We start from the raw sequence: 20299 nt of genomic DNA, 5'->3' as shown, positions 1-20299 counted from the left end.
ATTTCCTTCGTAGGCGAGATCTTTGCGAAGACATTTTTCAGTCATGGGCTTAGGCGTCCCCGGTAGACCGCTCTGGCGCGCTCGTACAGGTGCAGGTGGTCGGCCAACTGCTCCTCGGTCTCGAAGGAGCCGTGCTCGCGCAGGAGCTCCGTCAGCCGGTCAAGCCAGGCGAGGCACCAGCGCACGTCCGCCTGCCTGGCCACGTGCTCGCCGGCCACGTCCAGGTAGACGGGGCTGGTGTGGGCGTAGGCGCCGGACGGGTGGAAGGCGCGCGGGTGCGGCCCGCCCGTGGCCACGGCCACCACGTACGTGGGCTCGCCGACCACCAGCGAGGCCGCGAGCCGCCCCGGCGGGCCCTGCGCCAGCACGCCGTCCGCGGTGCGGATCTCCAGCGACTCGACCTCGGGCCCCACCGAGCTCACGGCGATCTCCACCCGGGCCCCGACCGGCAGGTCCAGCGTGTCGCCAGGACCGTGGCCGTCCACCGTGAGCTCCAGCCACGGCCCGGAGGTCGCGAACGTGCGGCCCAGCAGGAGCGCCTCCGCGTAGGACTCGGCGGTCAGCGGCCCGCCGACGTGCGCGTACACGCGCTCCCAGCCCGGCGGCGAGGACGCCGTGCCGCGCCGGCAGAACGACAGCACCGCGTCGGTGCCCGCGGTGACGGCGAGCCGGTTGCCCGCGCCGATCAGCCGCCGGTAGACGGCGGCGGTGGCGGCGACCGAGGAGTGGTTGAGCACGTCCAGGCAGTCCACCAGGCCGAGCGCGGCGTCGGCCACGATCTCCCTGGCCGAGCAGTTCCGCCCGCGGCTCAGCACCACGTCGGGCGGGTCGTCGTCGCCGAAGGGCGTGTGGAACGGATGCCCGTAGCCGGTCACGCCGCCGAGCTCGCGCAGCTCCTCCAGCGCCACCGCGTTCGGCGGCCAGTCGGCCGTGCCGAGGAAGCCCGAGTGCCGCCGCTCCGGCGCGGCGCGCAGCCCGAACGCGGTCGCGTGCCCGACGAGGTCGTTGCGGTACTCGACGCCGAACCTGGCGAGGTGGCGCCCGTCCGACCACGGCAGGTCGCGGCCCGCCCAGTGCTCCAGCGCCTCGGCGTCGTAGACCCGCTCGGCCGCCACGTTGCCCGCGACCAGGTTGAGCACGTGCAGGTCCTCGCCGTGCTGCGCGGCGGCGGCCAGCTCGGGCGCGGCCGGCTCCTCGCCCATCCAGTTGAGGTGGACGTGCAGGTCGCCGCCGTACCAGCCGCGGGCCGCGGCGTCGTACAGGCGCTCGGGGGTCAGCTCGACCAGCGTCTCGCGGCCCTGGACGGGGGTCACCGCGGCCTCGGCGGAGGCGTACTCCATGCCCCTGGTCACGGTCACGGTCAGCGGCTCGGCGGGCACGGCCACCACCAGGTCGTCGCCGTGGAAGTACGGCCTCCCGTGCGCGTCCACCTTGGGCGGGACGCCCTCGGGATACCAGCCCTGGCCGTTCGCGCCGGTCACGCTCCACCGGCACGGGAACCCGGCCCGCAACCGGAGCGCCGCCGCGCCGGCCCGCCGGGCCAGCGGCGACAGGTCCACGGGCCGGCCCGCGACGACCACCTCGCCCGTCACCTCGACGATCTCGGCGCCGCGCGGCGGCACCACGTGCGGCACGCCGTCCACGACCACCTCGACCGGGTCGTCCGTGCGCGAGTCCAGCAGCAGCGCGGTGCGCAGCGGCGTGCCGTCGAGCAGCACGCGCCCGACGGCCTCCAGCGCCGCCCCGGACGGGGTCAGGCGCAGCGCGGGCAGGTTGTCGGCCACCTCGTCGCCGAGGGCGTCGCGTACCACGAGGTCGACGTCCACCTCGCCGAGGCGGTCCTCCAGCTCCCCGTCGGACAGTCCGGGGTGGCGGGCGGCGAGCAGGCTCATGGCCGGGCCCCAGAAGCGGTGCCTGAGGTCGAGGAAGACCGTGGCGCGGGCCTGCGTGACGTAGGAGAGGGACGGCTCGCCCCAGGTGACCCCGTGCTCGTCGCGGAGCGAGCGGTAGCGGGCCACGGCGCGGGCGACGGCTTCCGGTAACAACGGATCGTGACACATCGGGCACTCCTTGAGATCGGACGCGCCGTCATCGTGACACGGGATCTGCCGCCGTGCGACCGATATCAGTGGGTACGTAGTGACAAATCCACCGGGGCTAGGGCCGCCGGTCCAGGTGGAACGTCGGCTGCCCCGGACCCCCCGGCCGGGCGTCGAGCGACTTGTCGTCCAGGACCGCCACGGTGTCCTCGGCCACGAAGACCCGCACGTCCCCCTTCTCGATCACCTGGTCCCCGGCCTCTGGCGTGCTAGCCAGGGACAACTCCAGCGTGCCCGCCCTGTCCGGGATGGCGGCGATGCGCAGGCCGGCGTGGGGCGGCACGTCCTCGCCGTCCATCAGGTCGCGGATCGCGTCCACGGCGTTGTCGGTCACAGTCAGCACGTCCGAGCTCCTCACCTGCGGGAAGACCTGCGGGAAGACCTTCGCCTCCCCGCCGGCCGGAGGAGCAAACGCCGCCGCGCCCGAGCCCGGCCGGGCGGCGGGGGAGCGGCCTGTTAGGTTCGGACCATGGGTGAGTTTGTGAGCGTCGAAGTGGCCGACCAGATCGCCACGATCCGTCTCGACCGTCCCAAGATGAACGCGCTCAACGGCCAGGTCCAACGAGAGATCGCCGAAGCGGCCCGCATCGTGGACGAGGACCCGCAGGTGCAGGCGGTCATCCTCTACGGCGGCGAGCGGGTCTTCGCGGCGGGCGCCGACATCAAGGAGATGGCCGACATGTCCTACGCGGACATGTCCGCTCACTCCAGCACGTTGCAGGCGTGCTTCACGACGGTGGCCCGCATCGGCAAGCCGGTCATCGCCGCCATCACCGGCTACGCGCTGGGCGGCGGCTGCGAGCTCGCCCTGTGCGCCGACTTCCGGGTGGCGGGCGAGTCGGCCAAGCTGGGCCAGCCGGAGATCCTGCTCGGCATCATCCCCGGCGCGGGCGGCACCCAGCGCCTGCCGCGCCTGGTGGGCCCGGCCCGCGCCAAGGACCTGATCTTCACCGGCCGCCACGTGTCCGCGGCCGAGGCACTGGAGATCGGCCTGGTCGACCGGGTGGTGCCGGACGAGCAGGTCTACACGGCGGCGCTGGAGTGGGCCGCGACGTTCGTGGGCGGCCCGTCGATCGCGGTGCGCGCCGCCAAGCAGGCCGTGGACCAGGGCTTGGAGGTCGATCTCGACACCGGGCTTGAGATCGAGCGGCTGCAGTTCTCCGGCCTGTTCGCGACCGACGACGCCAAGATCGGCATGCGCGCGTTCGCGGAGAAGGCCAAGCCCAAGTTCACCGGCCGGTAAACAGTTGATTACACAGGCCGCTCCCCGGCTCCGGGGGGCGGTCCATACAGAGCTGTACCTGTTATCACTGGCGCACTTTTTACTCTGCCTTTAGCAGTATCGTGACGTCTCATGATGCGCACCCTGGTCCCCGCGCGGCTCCGGAAGGCCGTGCGCACATGGTTCGACTCCCGGTACATCTCCGTCGCCGACCACCGGCAGGACATCAGGGACGCGCTCTGGGAGGTCCAGACGCTCCGGCGCGAGGTGACCGGGCTCCAGGCCGAGGTCGAGCGGCTGCGCAAGGCCGTGGCGAAGCCCGCGCCGCGCCCCGGCATGGCGGCGGCGGACAAGGCGCGGCTGGACGACACCCACCGGCTGGCGCAGGAGACGGCCAAGGCGCTGGACGGCGTGCTGCAGAACGAGGTCCTGGTCTGGCAGGCCATCGACGACCTGCGCGCCCGGCAGAGCACGCCCGTGCCCGGCCAGGCCCCCGGAGAGGAACGCCCATGCGCGTGACCTGGACCGGCGGCGACCTGAGCTTCCGCCTCGACGCCGAGGACGAGATCACCGGCAGGGCCTCCGACGAGCACCCCGTCAAGCTCGCCATCAACTCCTGCACGATCGGCGGCGTCCCCGGGGACGCGCATCCCGACCTGTTCGCCGTCGCGGCCTGGACCGTCGTCGCCCCCTGGACGCGCAGGCGGGTGCTCTTCGACCGGGCCATCTCGGCCGAGGTCGCCGCCGCGCTGCACGACGGCTGGGGCGTCGAGGCCGGGCCGGTCGGCGCCGAGCCGAGGCGGCCGGGGCCGACGCTCGGGATCTCCTACAGCGGCGGCGCCGACTCCGTGGCCGCGGCCACGATCTTCCCCGAGTCGCCCTTCCTGCACTTCCGCCGGGTGCCGCACCGGCGCATCCCCAACCGGTGGCCGCACTACCGCTCCGACGTGCTGGCCAAGCTCGCCGCGAAGACCGGGCGCGAGGTCACCACCGTCACCTCCGACCTGGAGTACACCCTCGCCGAGCCCCGCCCCGGCTACCCCGAGCACCACGCGGTCGCCGCGGGGGCGCTGCTCCTCGCCGACCAGCTCGGCCTCGGCGGCCTCGGCTTCGGCTACGAGATGGGCTCACGCTGGCTCGGCGGCGGCCGCTACCTGCACCGCTACACCCCCGACAACCCCATGTGGTCGCCGCACGGCAAGTGGGGCCGGCTGTTCGCCGCCGCCGGCGTCCACCTGGTGCTGCCGGTCGGCGGCGTCAGCGAGGCGACCACGATGCGCCTCGCCCTGAACTCCGACCTGCGCGAACAGGTCCGCTGGTGCCTGCGCGGCACCGACGGCCCGTGCCGCGACTGCGGCAAGTGCCTCTACAAGGAGCTCATCCAGGCCGCCGTCGAGCGCCGCCCGCTGAACACGCCCGTCACCGCCGATCGCCCGTTCGCCCGCAAGTGGCTGCGCAAGCCGCCCTACGGCGGCCAGGAGATGATCGAGTACGGCCTGGCCCGCGTCCCGGGCATCGAGAACACGCTCTTCGGCTCGGCGCTCGACTTCTTCGAGGCGACGGAGGAGTCCACGAGCTGGCTCGACCACTGCTACCCTCCCGCGATCGAGGAGATCCCGGAGGCGTGGCGGGCGCAGGCGGCCGCGTTCATGACGGAGAACGTCGGGATGATGACCGAGGCCGAGACTCGGCGCGTGGAGAACTGGGGGAGCTGACCGTGAAGGTTTATCTGTCGGTGGACATGGAGGGCGTGACCGGCCTCACCGATCCCGAGGAGATGCACACCGGCGGGCGCGGCTACGAGCGCGGCTGCGAGCTGATGACCGCCGACGCCAACGCCGCGGTCACGGGCGCGTTCGACGCGGGCGCGGGCACCGTGCTGGTCAACGACGCCCACGGCTCCACCAAGAACCTCCGCATCGACCTGCTGGACCCGCGGGCCAGCCTGATCCGCGGCCCTGGCAAGGCGCAGCGGATGGCGCAGGGCCTCGACGGGTCGTTCGCGGCGGCGTGCTTCGTGGGCTACCACGCGCGGGCGGGCGTCCAGGACGGCGTGCTCAACCACACGTGGATGGGCAAGGAGATCCAGAACGTCCAGCTCAACGGCGAGCCGTGCGGCGAGACCCGGCTGGTGGCGGCCTGCGCCGGCTACCACGGGGTGCCCGTCGTGCTGGTCACCGGTGACGAGGCCGTCGGCGAGGAGGCCCGCGAGGTCCTCGGCGACGTCGAGACGGTGGCGGTCAAGAAGGGCATCGACAAGTTCTCGGCCGAGCTGCTGCCGCCGAGCGTGGCCCAGGCCCGCATCCGCGAGGCGGCGGCCCGCGCGCTGGGGCGGCTCGGCGATTTCACTCCGTACCGGGTGGAGGCGCCGTACACCTTGGGGGTGGAGTGGAACTCGACGGCCATCGCGGCCGCCGTGGCGCTGGTGCCGGGGGTGAAGCAGGTGGGCTCGCGGCACACCGAGTTCACCACGGACGACTTCACCCAGATCATGGCTCTGTTCGGCATCTTCGCCACGATCGGCGGCCAGATAGCGTGCGGCAGCGGCCCGTACGGATGAGGAGCGGGACGTGGAACGGGCGGCGCTGACGCGGCGAGGGCTGCTCATCGGGATCGGCGCGGCGGGCGGCGCGGGCGCCATGTACGCGGCCATGGGCGCCCTCGGCCTGGCGCCGTCGGAGCAGGACAAGGCGTTCACCCCACCCCGGCAGGGCGACTTCACGCTGCGCGGCAAGGGCTCGGCCAAGGTCGTGATCCTGGGGGCCGGGGTGGCGGGGCTGACGGCGGCGTACGAGCTGGGCAAGGCCGGCTACGACTGCACCGTGCTGGAGGCCAGGGAGAAGGCGGGCGGCCGGAACCTGACGCTGCGCGGCGGCGACCGCCTGCCGGAGCTGAACGGCCCGGTGCAGCAGGCCGCGTTCGGCGAGGGCCAGTACTTCAACGCCGGCCCCGGCCGCATCGCGCCCTGGATGCTGACCCTGGACTACTGCCGCGAGCTGGGCGTCCCCGTCGAGGTGTTCGTCAACCACAACGCCATGGCCTACGTCCACACCGGCGGACGGACCATGCGGGTCCGCGCCGCCCGCGCCGACCTGTACGGCTACGCCGCCGAGTTGCTGGCCAAGGCGACCGACCGCGGCGCGCTCGACCGGGCCGTCTCCGCGCAGGACCGGGAGCGGCTGCTCGACTTCCTGCGCCGCTTCGGCGACCTCGGCCCGAAGATGGAGTACGACGGCTCCGCGCGCCGCGGCTTCGCGACGTACCCGGGGGTCGACGCGGGCACGCTCGACGCGCCCCTCTCCCTCACCGACGTGCTGGCCGCCGGCACCGGACGGCTGGTGCTGAACGACTTCGGCCACGACATGGCCACCCCCATGTTCCAGCCGGTCGGCGGCATGGACGCGATCGTCGTCAAGCTCGTCGAGGCCGTCGGCGCCGACCGGATCAGGACCGGGGCCAAGGTCACCGGGATCACGACGCTGGCCGACGGCGTCGAGGTCGTCTGGGACGGCGGCTCGATCAAGGCCGACTACTGCGTGGCCGCCCTCCCGCCGCACGTCATGGCCAAGATCCCGCACAACCTCGGCGCGGAGGTCACGGCCGCGCTGAAGACGCCCGTCCCGGTCGCCGCCGGCAAGATCGGCCTGGAGTACGACCGGCGCTGGTGGGAGAGCGAGGACCGCATCTACGGCGGCGTCACCGAGACCGACCTCGACATCACCCACATCTGGTATCCCTCGCACGGCTACCACTCCGGCCGCGGCGTGCTCGTCGGCTACTACAACACCGAGCGCGACGCCGAGCTGTACGGCGCGCTCTCCCCGGAGGACCGCCGGCGCCGCGCGCTCACCCAGGGCAAGAAGATCCACGGCGAGAAGTACCGCCAGGGCGTGCTGGCCGACGTCTCGATCGCCTGGCACCGCCAGCCGCACATCGAGGGGGCGTGGGTGCGCTGGCCGGTCTTTGATTCGTCCTTCACTCTTCTGCAACGCCCCGCCGGAAGGGTTTACTTCGCGGGCGACTGGCTCACCCAGCTGATCGCCTGGCAGGCGGGGGCCATGGAGTCCGCCCGCGCCGCCGTCACCCAACTGCACCAGCGCGCGGTGCGGTCGGCCTGACGGTACCGGCCGTCCCCTGAACCCCGCCACTCCCCGGACCGCCGTAGGGTTTCCGGGAGAGGCGAACGAGGAGATGGCATGAGCTTGCACTGGGAGCCCGCCACCGGACGAGCCGACCTGCTGGCCGGCCCGGTGGCACGGGCCGTGACGGCGGTCGACGGCGTCGAGGTGGCCGAGATCGACCCCGATCTGGCCGACACCGCGGCGTTCTGCGACCGTTACGGCGTACGCCTCGACGAGTCCGCCAACTGCGTGATCGTGGCCGCGAAACGGGGTGGCGAGACCCGCTACGCCGCCTGCATGGTGCTCGCGACGATGCGGGCCGACGTCAACGGCGTGGTGCGCAGGCACCTCGACGCCCGCAAGGCGAGCTTCGCGCCGATGGCCGAGGCCGTCGAGCTGACCGGCATGGAATACGGCGGCATCACCCCGATCGGCCTGCCCGAGGAGTGGCCGATCCTGGTGGACACGCACGTCGCCGAGCACGCGAGGGTGGTGATCGGCAGCGGGCTGCGCCGCTCGAAACTGGCGCTGCCCGGCGCGGCGCTCGCCGGGCTGAAGCGCGCCGAGGTCCTGCCGCTGGCGGGCTGAAGGAGAAATCGAGGCCGATTCGAGACCCACGTCCGGGAAACCGGAGAGGCCCTTCCGGACGTTGTACGAGGTGGGAATGTGGCCTCATGGTTCATCTCGTGGGCGGGGATTAAGCCGGTATGGTGCTTCATGCCATGAACGATGACCGACTAGGCCCTTACCGGCTGCTCAGGCGGCTCGGTGAAGGCGGGATGGGCGTTGTCCACCTCGCTGTCGACCCGCAGGGGCGGCAGGTGGCGGTCAAGGTCCTGCGTGGCGAGGTCGCGGGCGACGAGGTCGCCAGGCGGCGGCTTTCGCGCGAGGTCGAGACCATGCGCCGGGTGCGCAGCAAATACATCGCCGAAGTGGTCGACGCCGATGTGACCGGTCATCGCCCCTACATCGTCACCCGTTACGTGCCCGGACGTCCGCTCGACGAGATCGTCAAGGACGACGGGCCGCTCGACCTGCCCGCGCTGGTCCGGGTGGCGCACGGCGTGGCGGCGGCGCTCGCCTCGGTGCACTCGGTGGGCGTGATCCACCGCGACCTCAAGCCGGGCAACGTGCTGATCCTGGACGGCGAGCCCGTCCTCATCGACTTCGGCATCGCGCAGGCGGTCGACGCGACCCGGCTGACGCAGACCGGCATGTTCATCGGCACGCCCGGCTACCTCGCCCCCGAGATCATCGAGGGCCAGGAGGCGGGCCCCGAGGTCGACGTGCACGCCTGGGCGGGCACGCTGCTCTACGCCGCGACCGGCCAGCCGCCCTTCGGCAAGGGCACGCTGGAGATGATCTTCTACAACATCACCGCGGGCAAGGCCGACGTGAGCGCGGCTCCCGCGACGTTGCAGCCGCTGCTCAAGGCGGCCTTCCAGCGCAACCCGGCCAAGCGGCCCAAGGCGGCCGAGCTGGCCGAGCAGACCGCCCGGATGCTGCCGCAGCCGCCGCCGGGCAGCGTCCCCGACGAGATCTCGACGGTGCCGCGCCCGCCGGAGACCCCGCCGCCGCACCTCGCCGACCGGCCGTCCTACGACATCTCCACGCCGGCGGTCACGCCGCGGCGGCTGCTCGACGGGCAGGAGCGGCAGCCGACGATCCCGCCGCAGGACCAGCCGTACGTGTCGCTGCTGCCCGGCCAGGAGGCCCCGAACCCGCCGGGTTCCGGCGTGCCCGGCGGATCGCACCCCAACGTGCCCGCGGAGAGCCTGCTCGGCGACGGCGGCGACCCCTGGCCCACCCGCAGGGTGACGCCGGAGGAGCTGCGCCGCATCCAGCGCGAGAACGCCGCGGCGGCGCCACCGCAGCAGCCCGTGCAGCCCTGGCCCGGCCTGCAGAGCGGCGGCCACCCGGTGCCGTCCGGCGACGAGGACGTGCCCACTCGCCGGGTCCGTCCCGGTTCGCCGGAGCTGGGCCGCTCCAACCTGTCCGGGCCCAACCTGCACGGGCAGGGGCTCGACGCGGCGCGGCTCACCCCCGGCGTGGCCGGGCCCGTGCCCGACGCCGGCCGGATGGCCCCGGGCTACGACCCGGCGGGCCGCGTGGCCCCCGACGTTCCCGAGTACGGCCGCCACGGCCCCATGCCGATGCAGCCGCCGCCCTACATCCCGGCACAGCAGCACTACCATCACGACCCGACGCAGCGGGAGCCTTACCTGCCGGGCGTGATCCCGGGCAACCTGCTGCAGCGGTCCAGGGCGTACGGCGTGGCCGGCTGGATGCTGCTGGTCATCATGGTCGTGGCGGCGGCGCTGGAGCCCCTGCTCGTGGCGATCGTGGCCGTCCCGTTCGCGGTGCTGCTGCGCGCGGCCGACATCGCGCAGCCGCAGCTCGCCGGAAGGCGCCCGGCCGGGGCGGCGGCGCTCGACGTGCTGCGGGTGTTCGCCCACCCCGCGGCGCTGGCCAAGTCGGCGGGCATCACGCTCGCGCTCACGCTCTACGCGCTCATCCTGGGGCTGCCGGTGACGCTGCTGCTCACGGTGGTCACCGACACCGTCTCGTCCAACGCCCTGGCCTGGGGCGCGGCGGTCGCGCTCTGGACGGTCTGCGCGGGGCCCGGGGTCGAGGGCCCCGGCAAGCAGATGCGCAGAACACTCGCATCGCTCGTACCCTCGAGGACAGCGGCGATGGTGATGGCGGGAGTTCTGGCGGCGGTCGCCGCGCTCTCGCTGATCCTCGCTTTCGGCACGTTCGGGGACAAGCCAAGGGGGGCTGGATGGACTCCGCTGAACGTCGGGCCAGTGACGGACCAACTGGACGGCTTGAGGGTGAACACCGGGGGATGACACGGGAAGGGCGGCGATGAGCATTCAAGCACCGGAACGCCTGGGCCCGTACCGGCTGGTCAGGAAGATCGGCGAGGGCGGCATGGGCGTCGTCCACCTCGGCCTCGACGGCGAGGGGCGCGAGGTCGCGATCAAGGTGCTGCACCCGCACGTGGCCGCCGACCTCAAGGCGCGCGACCGGCTCACCCGCGAGGTGGAGACCATGCGGCGGGTGCGGAGCCCGTTCGTGGCCGAGGTCATCGACGCCGAGCTCGTGGGCGGACAGCCCTATGTGGTGACGCGCTTCGCGCCGGGCCGCACGCTGGAGGACACCGTCCTGACCGACGGGCCGCTCGCCGCGCGCGAGGTGATCAAGCTGGCGCAGGGGCTGTGCCAGGCGCTGGTCGCCATCCACGCGGCCGACGTGATCCACCGTGACTTCAAGCCGTCCAACGTCATGCTGGTCGACGGGGAGCCGCTGGTCATCGACTTCGGCATCGCCCATCTGGTCAACGCGACCCGGCTGACGCAGACCGGCATGTTCGTCGGCACGCCCGGCTACCTCGCGCCCGAGATCATCCGTGACTCCGAGATCACCCAGGCGGCCGACGTGCACGCGCTGGCCTCGACGGTGTTCTTCGCGGCCACGGGGGCGCCGCCGTTCGGCACGGGGACGTTCGAGTCGGTCTGCTTCAACATCATGGAAGGGCGGGCGCAGCTCGACAAGGCGCCCGCCTGGCTGCGCGGCTGGCTGAGCCGCGCGCTGCACGTCGAGGCCGCCTCCCGGCCGAGCGCGCAGGAGCTGCTGCGCATGGCGAGGGCGCTGGACCCGGCGGTGACGACGTTCAACGAGACGACGTCGTTCGACGGGCCGACCGGCACCAAGCGCATGGGCAGCGGCACCCGCGTGATGGGCCAGAGCGACTACTCCGACCTGCTGCCGCCGGTCGAGTACGCCAAGCCGCAGCCGCCTCCGCCCCCGCCGCCCAGGCAGCGGCGCGAGCAGGCGCCGCCGCGTCCGCGCCACGAGGAGCGGCCCCGGCAGGACGAGCGCCCGCCGCCCTACGTGCCGGCCCGCCCGCCCTACGGCGACCAGCGGGTGGCCGGTTACCCCGCGCCGCCGCCGCAGCAGCAGGTGCGGCCCTACACGCCGCCGCCCGCGCCCCGCCAGCAGGCCCAGCCGCCCGCCGAGCGCAAGCGCTATCTGTTCGGCGCCCAGCTCACGGGGCTGCTGCTGCTGGTCACGCTGGTGGCGGTGACCGTGATGCTGCCCGTCATGGCGGGCGCGATCGCGGTCGCGCTGGCGCTGGTGCTGCGCCTCGGCGAATACCTGTTCGGCGACATGGTCAAGCGGCGGCAGGTGCGCGGCAGCAGCGCGGCCGACCCGCTGCTCGCGCTGGTCGGCACGCCCTGGGCGCTGATCAAGTCGGCGCTCGTGACGGCGGTGCACGTGCCGCTGGCGCTGCTGTTCGGCGTGTGCGTGTGGGGCGCGCTCCACTGGGCAGGCGGCATGCATCTCAACGAGGCGGCGGCGTACGGGGCCGGGGCCATGGCGGCCGGCCTGTTCGTGCTGCCCGGCGGCGGCGCGCCGCGTCAGGCGGTCACCCGCTCGCTCACCGGCGTCCTGCGCACGCCGGGCGCGGCCCTGGTCGCGGTCGTGGTGGTGGGCACGGCGGCGCTGTTCGCGGTGATGTTCGCGCTGGGGCAGGACCCGGTGTGGACGCCGTGGCGCGCACCCAGCAAGATCATCGACGAGCTGAGCGCGCAGGCCAGCCAGACGGTGACCGGGCTGATCACCGGGCTCATCGGCAGCCTGCTCGACGACCTCGGCCTGGGCTTCCTGACCAACTGGTTCTGAGCCGGCGACGGGTGCCGGCGTGTCTCCGGCCGCTCCCTTGGGGAGAGTAGAGGTATGAGCGAGCGCCTCGGCCCGTACGAACTCCTCTCGCGCCTGGGGTCGGGCGGCTTCGGCGAGGTGCACCTGGCGCTCGACGCGGAGGGCCGTACGGTCGCCGTCAAGGTGCTGCACCCGCACGTCGCCGCCGACGCCGCCGCGCTGGCCCGGCTGGCGCGCGAGGTGGAGACCATGCGCAGGGTCGGCGGCCCCAACGTGGCCGAGGTGCTGGACGCCTCCCTGGAGGGCGGGCGTCCCTATCTGGTGACCCGCTACGTGCAGGGCCGGCCGCTGAGCGCCGTCCCCACGCCGGTCGAGGACCTGCGGCGGCTGGCCGCCGGGCTGGCCGGCGCGCTGCTCGCCATGCACGAGGCCGGGGTCGTGCACCGCGACCTCAAACCCGCCAACGTCATCCTGACCGAGGGCGACCCCGTCGTCATCGACTTCGGCATCGCCAGCGCGCTGGACTCGCTGTCGGTGACCGCCTCGGGCGCGGTGGTGGGCACGCCCGGCTACCTGGCCCCCGAGGTGCTGGAGGGGCGGCAGGCGGGCATGGAGGCCGACGTGTTCTCCTTCGGCGCGACCCTCGCGTACGCGGCCACCGGGCGGCAGCCGTACGGGCAGGGCCCGGCCGCCGCGGTCGCCTACCGGGTCGTGCACCATCCGCCCGACCTGGAGGGCGTGCCCGGGTGGCTGGCGCCGTTGTTACGCGAGTGCCTGGCCACCGATCCCGCCAAGCGGCCGACGGCGGCGCAGATCTGCGCCCTTCTGGGCGTCGAGCACGTGCCCGCCGCTCCCCGTGCCGTCCGTCCCGTGCCGGCGCGGCCCGGCGACGACACCGCGACCATGGAGTGGCGGCCGGGCGAGGACCCGCGGCGCCGCAGGGTCGAGGAGTCGAGGGCGCGGCACCGGGAGAAGGTGCGCAGGCGGTGGGTGATCGGGTCGGGGCTGTTCGTGTCGTTACTGGCGGCCGCGGCCTGGAAGGTGCTGCCTGAGGTGGGGTTGTTCCTGCTGGCGGCGTACGCGCTGGGCGTGGTCTCGGACGCCGGGGTGGCGCTGTTCACGCGTGGCCCGTACCGGCGGTCCCGCGTGATCGTCGATATGGTCGCCGTGGCAGGGGTCGTGGGTCTCTGCTTCGGGCTGGCGGCGGTGTTCAGCACCTTCACCCTGGCGCTCTTCGCCGGCACGGCGCTGGTCGTGGGGGTCGTGTTCCTGTTGTCGGCCTGAGCCGGTCACGACGGGGGGCGGTCAGCACGAACAGAATGAAGTTCGGTATGGTGGAGGGGCAGAGTCCGGCGTGCCGACCGTGTTTCCGCACGGTTTGCGCGTAAGCTACTCATGGGTAACATGACCGCGACAAGCCACCCTCTGCCGGAGGCCGAACAGGCACCTGGCAGTCTGGACAGCATTGCATCCGGCGCCCACCGCAGCGACGCGGTGGCGCACGCGAAACGGGAGGTCGGCCACCGGCCATGAACATCGTCGTCTGCGTGAAGCAGGTCCCCGACACGGCGACCGAGCGCAAGCTGCGGTCCGATGACAAGACGCTCGACCGCGACGCCGCCGACGGCGTGGTCAACGAGCTTGACGAGTACGCGGTCGAGGAGGCGCTGAAGCTCAAGGAAGCGCACGGTGGCGAGGTCACCGTGCTGACCATGGGCCCCGGCAAGGCCACCGAGACCATCCGCAAGGCCCTCGCCATGGGCGCCGACAAGGCCGTGCACCTGAGCGACGACGCGCTCCACGGCTCCGACGCGCTCTCCACCTCGTACGCGATGGCGCAGGTGCTCAAGAAGATCGGCTTCGACCTGGTGATCCTCGGCTCGGAGTCGACCGACGCCCGCACCGGCGTGCTGGCCGCCATGCTGGCCGAGCGCCTCGGCGCCGCGCAGCTCACGCTGGCCAACAAGGTCGAGGTCGAGGGCACCTCGATCCGCGTCCAGCGCATCACCGACTACGGCTTCGACAAGATCGAGGCCACGCTGCCCGCCGTCGTGTCCGTGGTCGAGAAGATCAACGAGCCGCGCTACCCGTCGTTCAAGGGCATCATGGCGGCCAAGAAGAAGCCGGTCGAGACGCTCGCCATCGGCGACGCCTCCATCGACGCCGGGCAGGTCGGCCTGGACGCCGCCTGGTCCGAGGTCGTCGACTTCGCCGCGGCCCCGCCGCGCGCCGCCGGCACGATCGTCAAGGACGAGGGCGACGGCGGCGCGAACGCCGCTGACTTCCTCGCGTCCAAGAAGTTCATCTGAGAACGGGGGTTTACTGAAATGTCGGAGATTCTCGTTCTCGTCGAGCAGGTCGAAGGCGAGGTCAAGAAGGTCACGCTGGAGCTGCTCACGCTGGCCCGCTCGCTCGGCACGCCCGCCGCCGTCTGGCTCGGCCCCGGCATCACCGCCGACGCCAAGGCCAAGCTGGCCGAGTACGGCGCCGAGAAGATCTACGTCGGCGGCTCCGAGGAGCTCGTCCAGTACGTGGTGGCGCCCAAGGCCGAGGCCCTGGCCCAGCTCGTGGCCGACAAGTCGCCCGCCGCCGTGCTCGTGGCCGCCACGGCCGAGGGCAAGGAGATCGCCGGCCGCCTGGCCGTCAAGACCGACTCCGGCGTCATCACCGACGCCGTGGGCCTCGGCGAGGGCTTCGTGGCCGACCAGTCCATCTTCGGCGGCGGCGTCAACGTACGCGCCAAGGTCCGCAGGGGCACGCCCATCGTGGCCGTACGCCCCAACTCCACCGCTCCCGCCCCGTCCGCCGGCGCCGGCGCCGAGGAGGAGATCGCGGTCACCCTGTCCGACGCCGCCAAGGCCACGCGCGTGGTCGAGCGGGTCAAGCAGGAGAAGGGCGCCCGCCCCGAGCTGACGGAGGCCGCGATCGTGGTCTCCGGCGGCCGCGGCGTCGGCTCGGCCGAGAACTTCAGCGTCATCGAGGGTCTCGCCGACGCGCTCGGCGCGGCCGTGGGCGCCTCGCGCGCCGCGACGGACGCGGGCTGGTACCCGCACCAGTTCCAGGTCGGCCAGACCGGCAAGACGGTCTCGCCGCAGCTCTACATCGCGGCCGGCATCTCCGGCGCCATCCAGCACCGGGCGGGCATGCAGACCGCGAAGACGATCGTCGCGATCAACAAGGACCCGGAGGCCCCGATCTTCGAGCTGGCCGACTACGGCGTGGTGGGCGACCTGCACCAGGTCGTGCCCCAGCTCACCGAGGAGATCAAGAAGCGCAAGTGACGCACGACGCCGGGATGCGGCATGAACCCGCATCCCGGCACCCGCCGCCCAAAGGACCTCCCTAGGGGCGCTTCGCGCAGAGGGCTCAGGCTGTGACCTCGGGGGGCACGGCCCCCCGAACCCCCACTCGAGACCCGCTTCGCCGCTGCGGCGGCGCGTGGGGTGACGGCGAGCATGACCCTCGAAGACGGCGACGCCAGGACTTCGGCGGCCGTTCGACACTGTGGCTCATGGAAGGCTCATCTGACTCCAGAAGCCGCTGAGGAACCTCGGGCCGCGGCCACGTTCTGCCGCCCCCGACAGGCCCTCCGCGTCGCGAAGTGGCCGGCGCGTGCGAAAAGTGAGCCCTCGCGACCTCCAGTGCATGATCGTTCGGCGGTGCTTGCGGTTATTTCGTTTATTGCGGATACTGCGATCAGGAGGTGGCATGATGGCAGATGTTCAGGCCAAGCGAGTCCCGCCCGGCACGATCGACACCGAGATGGCCGGTCGCGCCGTACGACGCATCAAGGACTACCTCATGCAGTACCCGGAGCAGTCGCTCATTCGGGTCGCCGGTGAGCACGGCAGCGAAGACCCTCTGATCCTGCCGCGCGAAGCCGTGAGCCTGCTCGCCTTCATCCTGGCTCAGGCAGCCGAAGGGCGAGGGGTCACGGTCATACCCTCGCACGCGGAGCTGACCACGCAGCAAGCGGCGGACATGCTTAACGTCTCCCGCCCCTACCTGATCAAACTGCTGGAGACGGGAGAAATCCCCTTCCGGTTGATCGGGAAGCACCGGCGGATCACCTACGAGGACCTGCAGAACTACAAGCGCCGTGACGACGCCAAGAGGCGTGCCGCTGCCGACGAGCTTGCTCAGCTGGGTCAGGAGCTGGGCATTTGAGCACGAAGTGTGTCGTGGTTTACGACGCGAACGTGCTCTATGGCAACACACTGCGCGATCTACTCATCCGCTTGGCGATGACAGGACAGATCCAGGTCAGATGGACCCACGGGATCCTCGACGAGATGCAGCGCAACCTCGCCGCCAATCGTCCCGACATCCCCTGGGAGAAGCTGGAGAAGCTGCGTCGCCTCATGAACTCCGCTGTGCGCGACTGCCTGGTCGAGGGATACGAGCCCCTGGTGGAAGGCTTGAAACTGCCCGATCCGGATGATCGGCACGTGCTCGCCGCCGCCATCAAGGTGGGAGCAGGAGTCATCGTCACCTCCAACCTCAGGGATTTTCCAGCCGAACATCTCGCGCCGTGGAACATCGAGGCGCAATCTCCCGACGACTTCGTGCTGAATCAGATCGATCGGGACGGACGCATCGTCTGGGCGTGTGTGCAGCAGATAGCCGACTCGCGGACCCGCCCGCCGGAGACGGTGAACGATGTGCTCGATGCCCTGGAGAGGGCAGGTCTGGTCGAGTCGGTCGCCGCGCTGCGGACAGGATGAGGAGACCGGGCGGAGGGCTGGGGCGTTCAGCGTCCTGCCCGCTTGTCGATTAAGTCGACAGGCTCGTGAAGAGCGGGGGCCACCCGATGTTCACCAAGATCGTGACGGCGGCGCGACGGCCGCGCCTGAGCCGCGACGAGCAGCTCCGGCGCGTCCTCGACTGCGTCGCCGCGGCCCTCCCGGCACGCCGGGAGGGCGGCTGGCGCGGAGGTCAGGCGGCGGCGGGCTCCCGCTCCCTGGTGACGGGGAGCGTGCTCACCGCGGCCGGTTCGCGGCTCGGGAGCAGGCGGCTGGCCAGGGCGATCAGCACGCCGAGCACGACGCCGATGCCGAGCGCGGTACGCAGCGTGGTGGCGTCCGACAGGAAGCCGATCACCACCGGGCCCAGCAGCAGGCCCGCGTACCCCATCGCGCCCGCCTGGGCGATCGCCGGGCCGGGGGTGGCGGTCGCCGTTCCGGCCAGGGACAGCGTGAGCGGCGAGATCGTCGCGACGCCGAGGCCGACGAAGAACATCGCGCCCACCGCCACCAGCGCCGCCGGGGCGAGCAGCACGATCCCGAAGAAACCGGCCGTGGCCACGCCGGAGACGGTCAGCATGCCGCGCACGCCGTACCTGACGCGCAGCCGGTCGCCGGTCAGCCGGGCGATCAGCATGCCCGCCTCGAAGACCGGGTAGCCGAGCGCGGCCACGGCCTCGGGGGCGCCGAGCTCGTCGCGCATGTAGAGGCCGTTCCAGTCGGCGACGGTGCCCTCCACCATGAAGGCGAAGAACATGATCGCGCCGAGCAGGTAGACGATCGGCGGCAGGCGCCGGCGGCCGGCGGCGACGGAGCGCTCGGAGGCGGGGGGCTCGGGCAGGTGCGTACGGCCGACCGCGATCATGAGCGGGAGTGCGACCAGGCCGATCAGCGCCACGTTGGCGGTGAACGACAGGCCGACGGCGATGGACAGGCTGCCGACGCCGCCCGCCGTGATCGCGCCGACGCACCAGCCCGCGTGCATGCCGTTCATGAGCGGCCGTCCGTACGCCTGCTCGACCGTGGAGCCCTGGGCGTTCATGGCGACGTCCACCATGCCGAACGCCATCCCGAAGAACGCCACGGCCACCATGAGCAGCGGCAGGTCGGGGGCGAAGGCCACGGCGACGAGGGAGAGCGCGGTCAGGGGGCCGCCGACCCGCAGGACCGTCCTGCTGCCCAGCCGGGCCATGACGCGGCGCATGCTCTGCATGGTCACCAGGGCGCCGACGCCCCAGACCAGCAGCACGGTGCCGACCATGGACTCGGACAGCCCGAGTTTGTCGGTCAGCGCCGGGATGCGCACGGTCATCGTGCCCACCATCAGGCCGGCAAGGACGAAAGTGAGGACCGCCCCGTAGCGGGCACTCCTCAGGGCGCGGGTCATACGGCAACACCTTCCATAGAACAGTTACTTATGGGGATATTTCGGGCGGGCAGCGGCCGGCGTGGCGAGGGCAGGCATGCCGCGCGTACGTTCGCGCAGAGGGAGAGGGCACACCAAGCCCCCGACGCCGGACGAGCACTGGCGACGGGACGTATGGGACAGATGGGACGGAAAGGGCGAGACAGGAGGGTGGAACAGGATGAGGAGGGAGAAAATTCCAGGAACCGGCGGGGCCTGGAGGGGGAGCCGTGAGGGGCGGCGGAGCCGGACGTCAGGCGGGCGCGAGCAGCGCCCGCAGGCGCGTCTCCAAGGTCCGCAGGTCGGACTCGGTGTTCAGCTCCGGGGCGTGGCTGGCGACATCCCACAACCCTTCACAGGCGAGCCGGACGATCTGCGACGTCACCGGGTCGGGCTCGGCCTCCAGGTCCTCGCGATGCCAGCGGGCCATCGCCTCGCGCAGCGGCGCGAGCAGGAACAGGTTTCCCGACGCGCCCGTGACCACGGCCCAGCGTCGCAGCCGGCCCGTGCGCACCGCCGCCAGGGTCGCCCCCAGGTAGCGCTCGGTGTAGGTGTCGTCCTGCTGGGCTGCCATGAGCTGGTCGAAATCCTCGATCAGCCGCTCGACCATGCCCTTGATCAGGGCTTCCTTCGAGTTGAAGTGGTAGAGCAGCCCGCCCTTGCTGACGCCGGCCCGGTCGGCCACCGCGGAGAGGGTGAGCGCGGCCGAGCCCTGGTCGCAGAGGATCTCCTCCGCCGCGTCCAAAAGCTCGTCCCTTCGCATGCCTCTACTGTACCGGCCGGACGGTACAGTCGCAAACGAGATACCCTGAGCGGGTGACCAGACCGTCCGCCTATCTCGATCATGCCGCGACCACGCCCATGCTGCCCGAGGCGATCGAGGCCATGACGGAGCAACTCCGGCGGGTCGGAAACCCTTCCTCCCTGCACGCGGCCGGCCGGCAGACGCGCCGGGTCGTGGAGGAGTCGCGCGAGAGCATCGCCGACGCGCTCGGCGCCCGGCCCAGCGAGGTCGTGTTCACCTCCGGCGGCACCGAGGCCGACAACCTGGCGATCAAGGGCCTCTACTGGTCGCGCCGGCCCCGGCGGCGGGTGCTGCTCAGCGCCATCGAGCACCACGCCGCGCTCGACCCCGCCCACTGGCTGGCCGAGAGCCAGGGCGCCGAGGTCGAGCTGCTGGAGGTCGACGAGCACGGCATGGTGCACCCCGACACGCTGCGGGCCGCCGTCGAGCGCGACCCCGACGACGTCGCCGTGATCAGCGTGATGTGGGCCAACAACGAGGTCGGCACCGTCCAGCCGCTCCACGTGCTCGCGGCCATCGCCCACGACCACGGCATCCCGTTCCACACCGACGCGGTGCAGGCCGTCGGGCAGTTGCCGGTGTCGTTCGCCGCATCGGGAGCCGACGCGCTCACGCTCACCGGGCACAAGGTCGGCGGCCCGATGGGGGCCGGCGCGCTGCTGCTGGCCCGGGGCCTCACGCCGGTGCCGGTGCAGCACGGCGGCGGCCAGGAGCGCGACGTACGCTCCGGCACCCTCGACGCCCCCGCCATCGCCGGGCTCGCGGCGGCGGTCCGCACCGCGGTCGCGCACCAGGAGGAGACGAGCCGCCACCTGACCGCGCTGCGCGACGAGCTCATCGAACGCGTCCGCCAGGCCGTCCCCGGCGTCGTGCTCAACGGGCATCCCACCCAGCGGCTGCCCGGCAACGCCCACTTCTCCTTCCCCGGCTGCGAGGGCGACGCGCTGCTCATGCTGCTCGACGCCAAGGGAGTGGAGTGCTCGACCGGCTCGGCCTGCTCGGCGGGCGTGGCCCAGCCGTCGCACGTGCTGCTGGCGATGGGGGCCGACGCCGCCGCGGCCAGGGGCTCGCTGCGCTTCTCCCTCGGACACACCTCGACCAGGGAGGACATCGACCGCCTGATCGAGGTGCTGCCCGCCGCCGTCGAACGCGCCCGCCGAGCCGGGTTGAGCTGAGCGCCGCGTCCGAGGGCTCAGCCGCGTGCGAGGGCTGAGCCGCGTCCGAGGATTCAGCCGCG

At 72.3% G+C, this 20299-nt stretch carries 18 protein-coding genes; 14 read left to right on the top strand and 4 right to left on the bottom strand.

The genetic code is table 11. From position 1 onward, the window contains the following. Positions 1–41: 41 nt before the first annotated feature. Together ACBR40_RS35920 and ACBR40_RS35915 are read right to left on the bottom strand one after the other, a co-directional pair. Entirely contained in the window at positions 42–2060 is a 2019-nt protein-coding gene (locus ACBR40_RS35920; protein WP_371251614.1) for a CehA/McbA family metallohydrolase, read from the bottom strand. 97 nt (positions 2061–2157) lie between these two features. Next, positions 2158–2442, bottom strand: a complete 285-nt coding sequence (locus ACBR40_RS35915; protein ID WP_371251613.1) for a HesB/IscA family protein — start codon at positions 2440–2442, stop codon at positions 2158–2160. 126 nt (positions 2443–2568) lie between these two features. Here ACBR40_RS35915 and ACBR40_RS35910 point away from each other — a divergent pair, with 126 nt between their 5' ends. The 13 genes from ACBR40_RS35910 to ACBR40_RS35850 all read left to right on the top strand — a co-directional run bounded on the left by ACBR40_RS35910 (position 2569) and on the right by ACBR40_RS35850 (position 16834). Beyond that, positions 2569–3342, top strand: coding sequence for an enoyl-CoA hydratase-related protein (locus ACBR40_RS35910; RefSeq protein ID WP_344217496.1), 774 nt, complete (start codon positions 2569–2571; stop codon positions 3340–3342). Positions 3343–3453: 111 nt separating this feature from the next. After that, complete coding sequence (locus ACBR40_RS35905; protein ID WP_371251612.1) at positions 3454–3840, top strand: hypothetical protein; 387 nt, start codon at positions 3454–3456, stop codon at positions 3838–3840. Beyond that, positions 3831–5036: a DUF6395 domain-containing protein gene (locus ACBR40_RS35900; RefSeq protein ID WP_371251611.1), complete on the top strand. Its 1206-nt coding sequence runs from the start codon at positions 3831–3833 to the stop codon at positions 5034–5036. Before ACBR40_RS35905 ends, ACBR40_RS35900 begins: the two co-directional genes overlap by 10 nt. 2 nt (positions 5037–5038) lie before the next feature. Next, positions 5039–5881 carry a M55 family metallopeptidase gene (locus ACBR40_RS35895; protein WP_371251610.1) on the top strand — a complete coding sequence of 281 codons (843 nt, stop codon included), beginning with the start codon at positions 5039–5041 and terminating at the stop codon, positions 5879–5881. 10 nt (positions 5882–5891) lie between these two features. Further along, positions 5892–7439 (top strand): flavin monoamine oxidase family protein, encoded by a 1548-nt coding sequence (locus ACBR40_RS35890; protein ID WP_371251609.1) that lies wholly within the window; start codon positions 5892–5894, stop codon positions 7437–7439. A gap of 78 nt (positions 7440–7517) precedes the next feature. Then, entirely contained in the window at positions 7518–8030 is a 513-nt protein-coding gene (locus ACBR40_RS35885; protein ID WP_364454136.1) for a YbaK/EbsC family protein, read from the top strand. Between the two features lie 134 nt (positions 8031–8164). Next, complete coding sequence (locus tag ACBR40_RS35880; protein ID WP_371251608.1) at positions 8165–10294, top strand: serine/threonine-protein kinase; 2130 nt, start codon at positions 8165–8167, stop codon at positions 10292–10294. A gap of 16 nt (positions 10295–10310) precedes the next feature. Then, positions 10311–12131 carry a serine/threonine-protein kinase gene (locus ACBR40_RS35875; RefSeq protein WP_371251607.1) on the top strand — a complete coding sequence of 607 codons (1821 nt, stop codon included), beginning with the start codon at positions 10311–10313 and terminating at the stop codon, positions 12129–12131. Positions 12132–12185: 54 nt separating this feature from the next. Beyond that, the gene (locus tag ACBR40_RS35870) at positions 12186–13394 is read left to right on the top strand and encodes a serine/threonine-protein kinase (protein ID WP_371251606.1); all 1209 of its coding nucleotides are present in this window, start codon (positions 12186–12188) and stop codon (positions 13392–13394) included. 245 nt (positions 13395–13639) lie between these two features. Next, positions 13640–14419, top strand: a complete 780-nt coding sequence (locus ACBR40_RS35865; protein WP_344217478.1) for an electron transfer flavoprotein subunit beta/FixA family protein — start codon at positions 13640–13642, stop codon at positions 14417–14419. 18 nt (positions 14420–14437) lie between these two features. Then, positions 14438–15391 (top strand): electron transfer flavoprotein subunit alpha/FixB family protein, encoded by a 954-nt coding sequence (locus ACBR40_RS35860; protein ID WP_344217476.1) that lies wholly within the window; start codon positions 14438–14440, stop codon positions 15389–15391. Positions 15392–15818: 427 nt separating this feature from the next. Next, entirely contained in the window at positions 15819–16277 is a 459-nt protein-coding gene (locus ACBR40_RS35855) for a helix-turn-helix domain-containing protein (protein ID WP_350774327.1), read from the top strand. A gap of 14 nt (positions 16278–16291) precedes the next feature. Then, positions 16292–16834, top strand: a complete 543-nt coding sequence (locus ACBR40_RS35850; RefSeq protein WP_371251605.1) for a PIN domain-containing protein — start codon at positions 16292–16294, stop codon at positions 16832–16834. 211 nt (positions 16835–17045) lie between these two features. On the opposite strand, the gene ACBR40_RS35845 is transcribed toward ACBR40_RS35850, so the two are convergent. Then, positions 17046–18239: an MFS transporter gene (locus ACBR40_RS35845; RefSeq protein WP_344217472.1), complete on the bottom strand. Its 1194-nt coding sequence runs from the start codon at positions 18237–18239 to the stop codon at positions 17046–17048. Positions 18240–18510: 271 nt separating this feature from the next. Next, positions 18511–19020: a TetR/AcrR family transcriptional regulator gene (locus tag ACBR40_RS35840; RefSeq protein ID WP_329590459.1), complete on the bottom strand. Its 510-nt coding sequence runs from the start codon at positions 19018–19020 to the stop codon at positions 18511–18513. A 53-nt stretch (positions 19021–19073) separates the two neighbouring features. On the opposite strand from ACBR40_RS35840, the gene ACBR40_RS35835 reads away from it, so the two are divergent. Continuing rightward, positions 19074–20237 (top strand): cysteine desulfurase family protein, encoded by a 1164-nt coding sequence (locus tag ACBR40_RS35835; RefSeq protein WP_364454108.1) that lies wholly within the window; start codon positions 19074–19076, stop codon positions 20235–20237. Positions 20238–20299 lie beyond the last annotated feature (62 nt).

This window comes from Nonomuraea sp. AD125B, from assembly GCF_041402765.1.
GTDB classification, from domain to species: domain Bacteria; phylum Actinomycetota; class Actinomycetes; order Streptosporangiales; family Streptosporangiaceae; genus Nonomuraea; species Nonomuraea bangladeshensis.
Note: the sequence above shows the minus strand (reverse complement) of the source record. Positions and strands in the feature narration are given on the sequence as shown.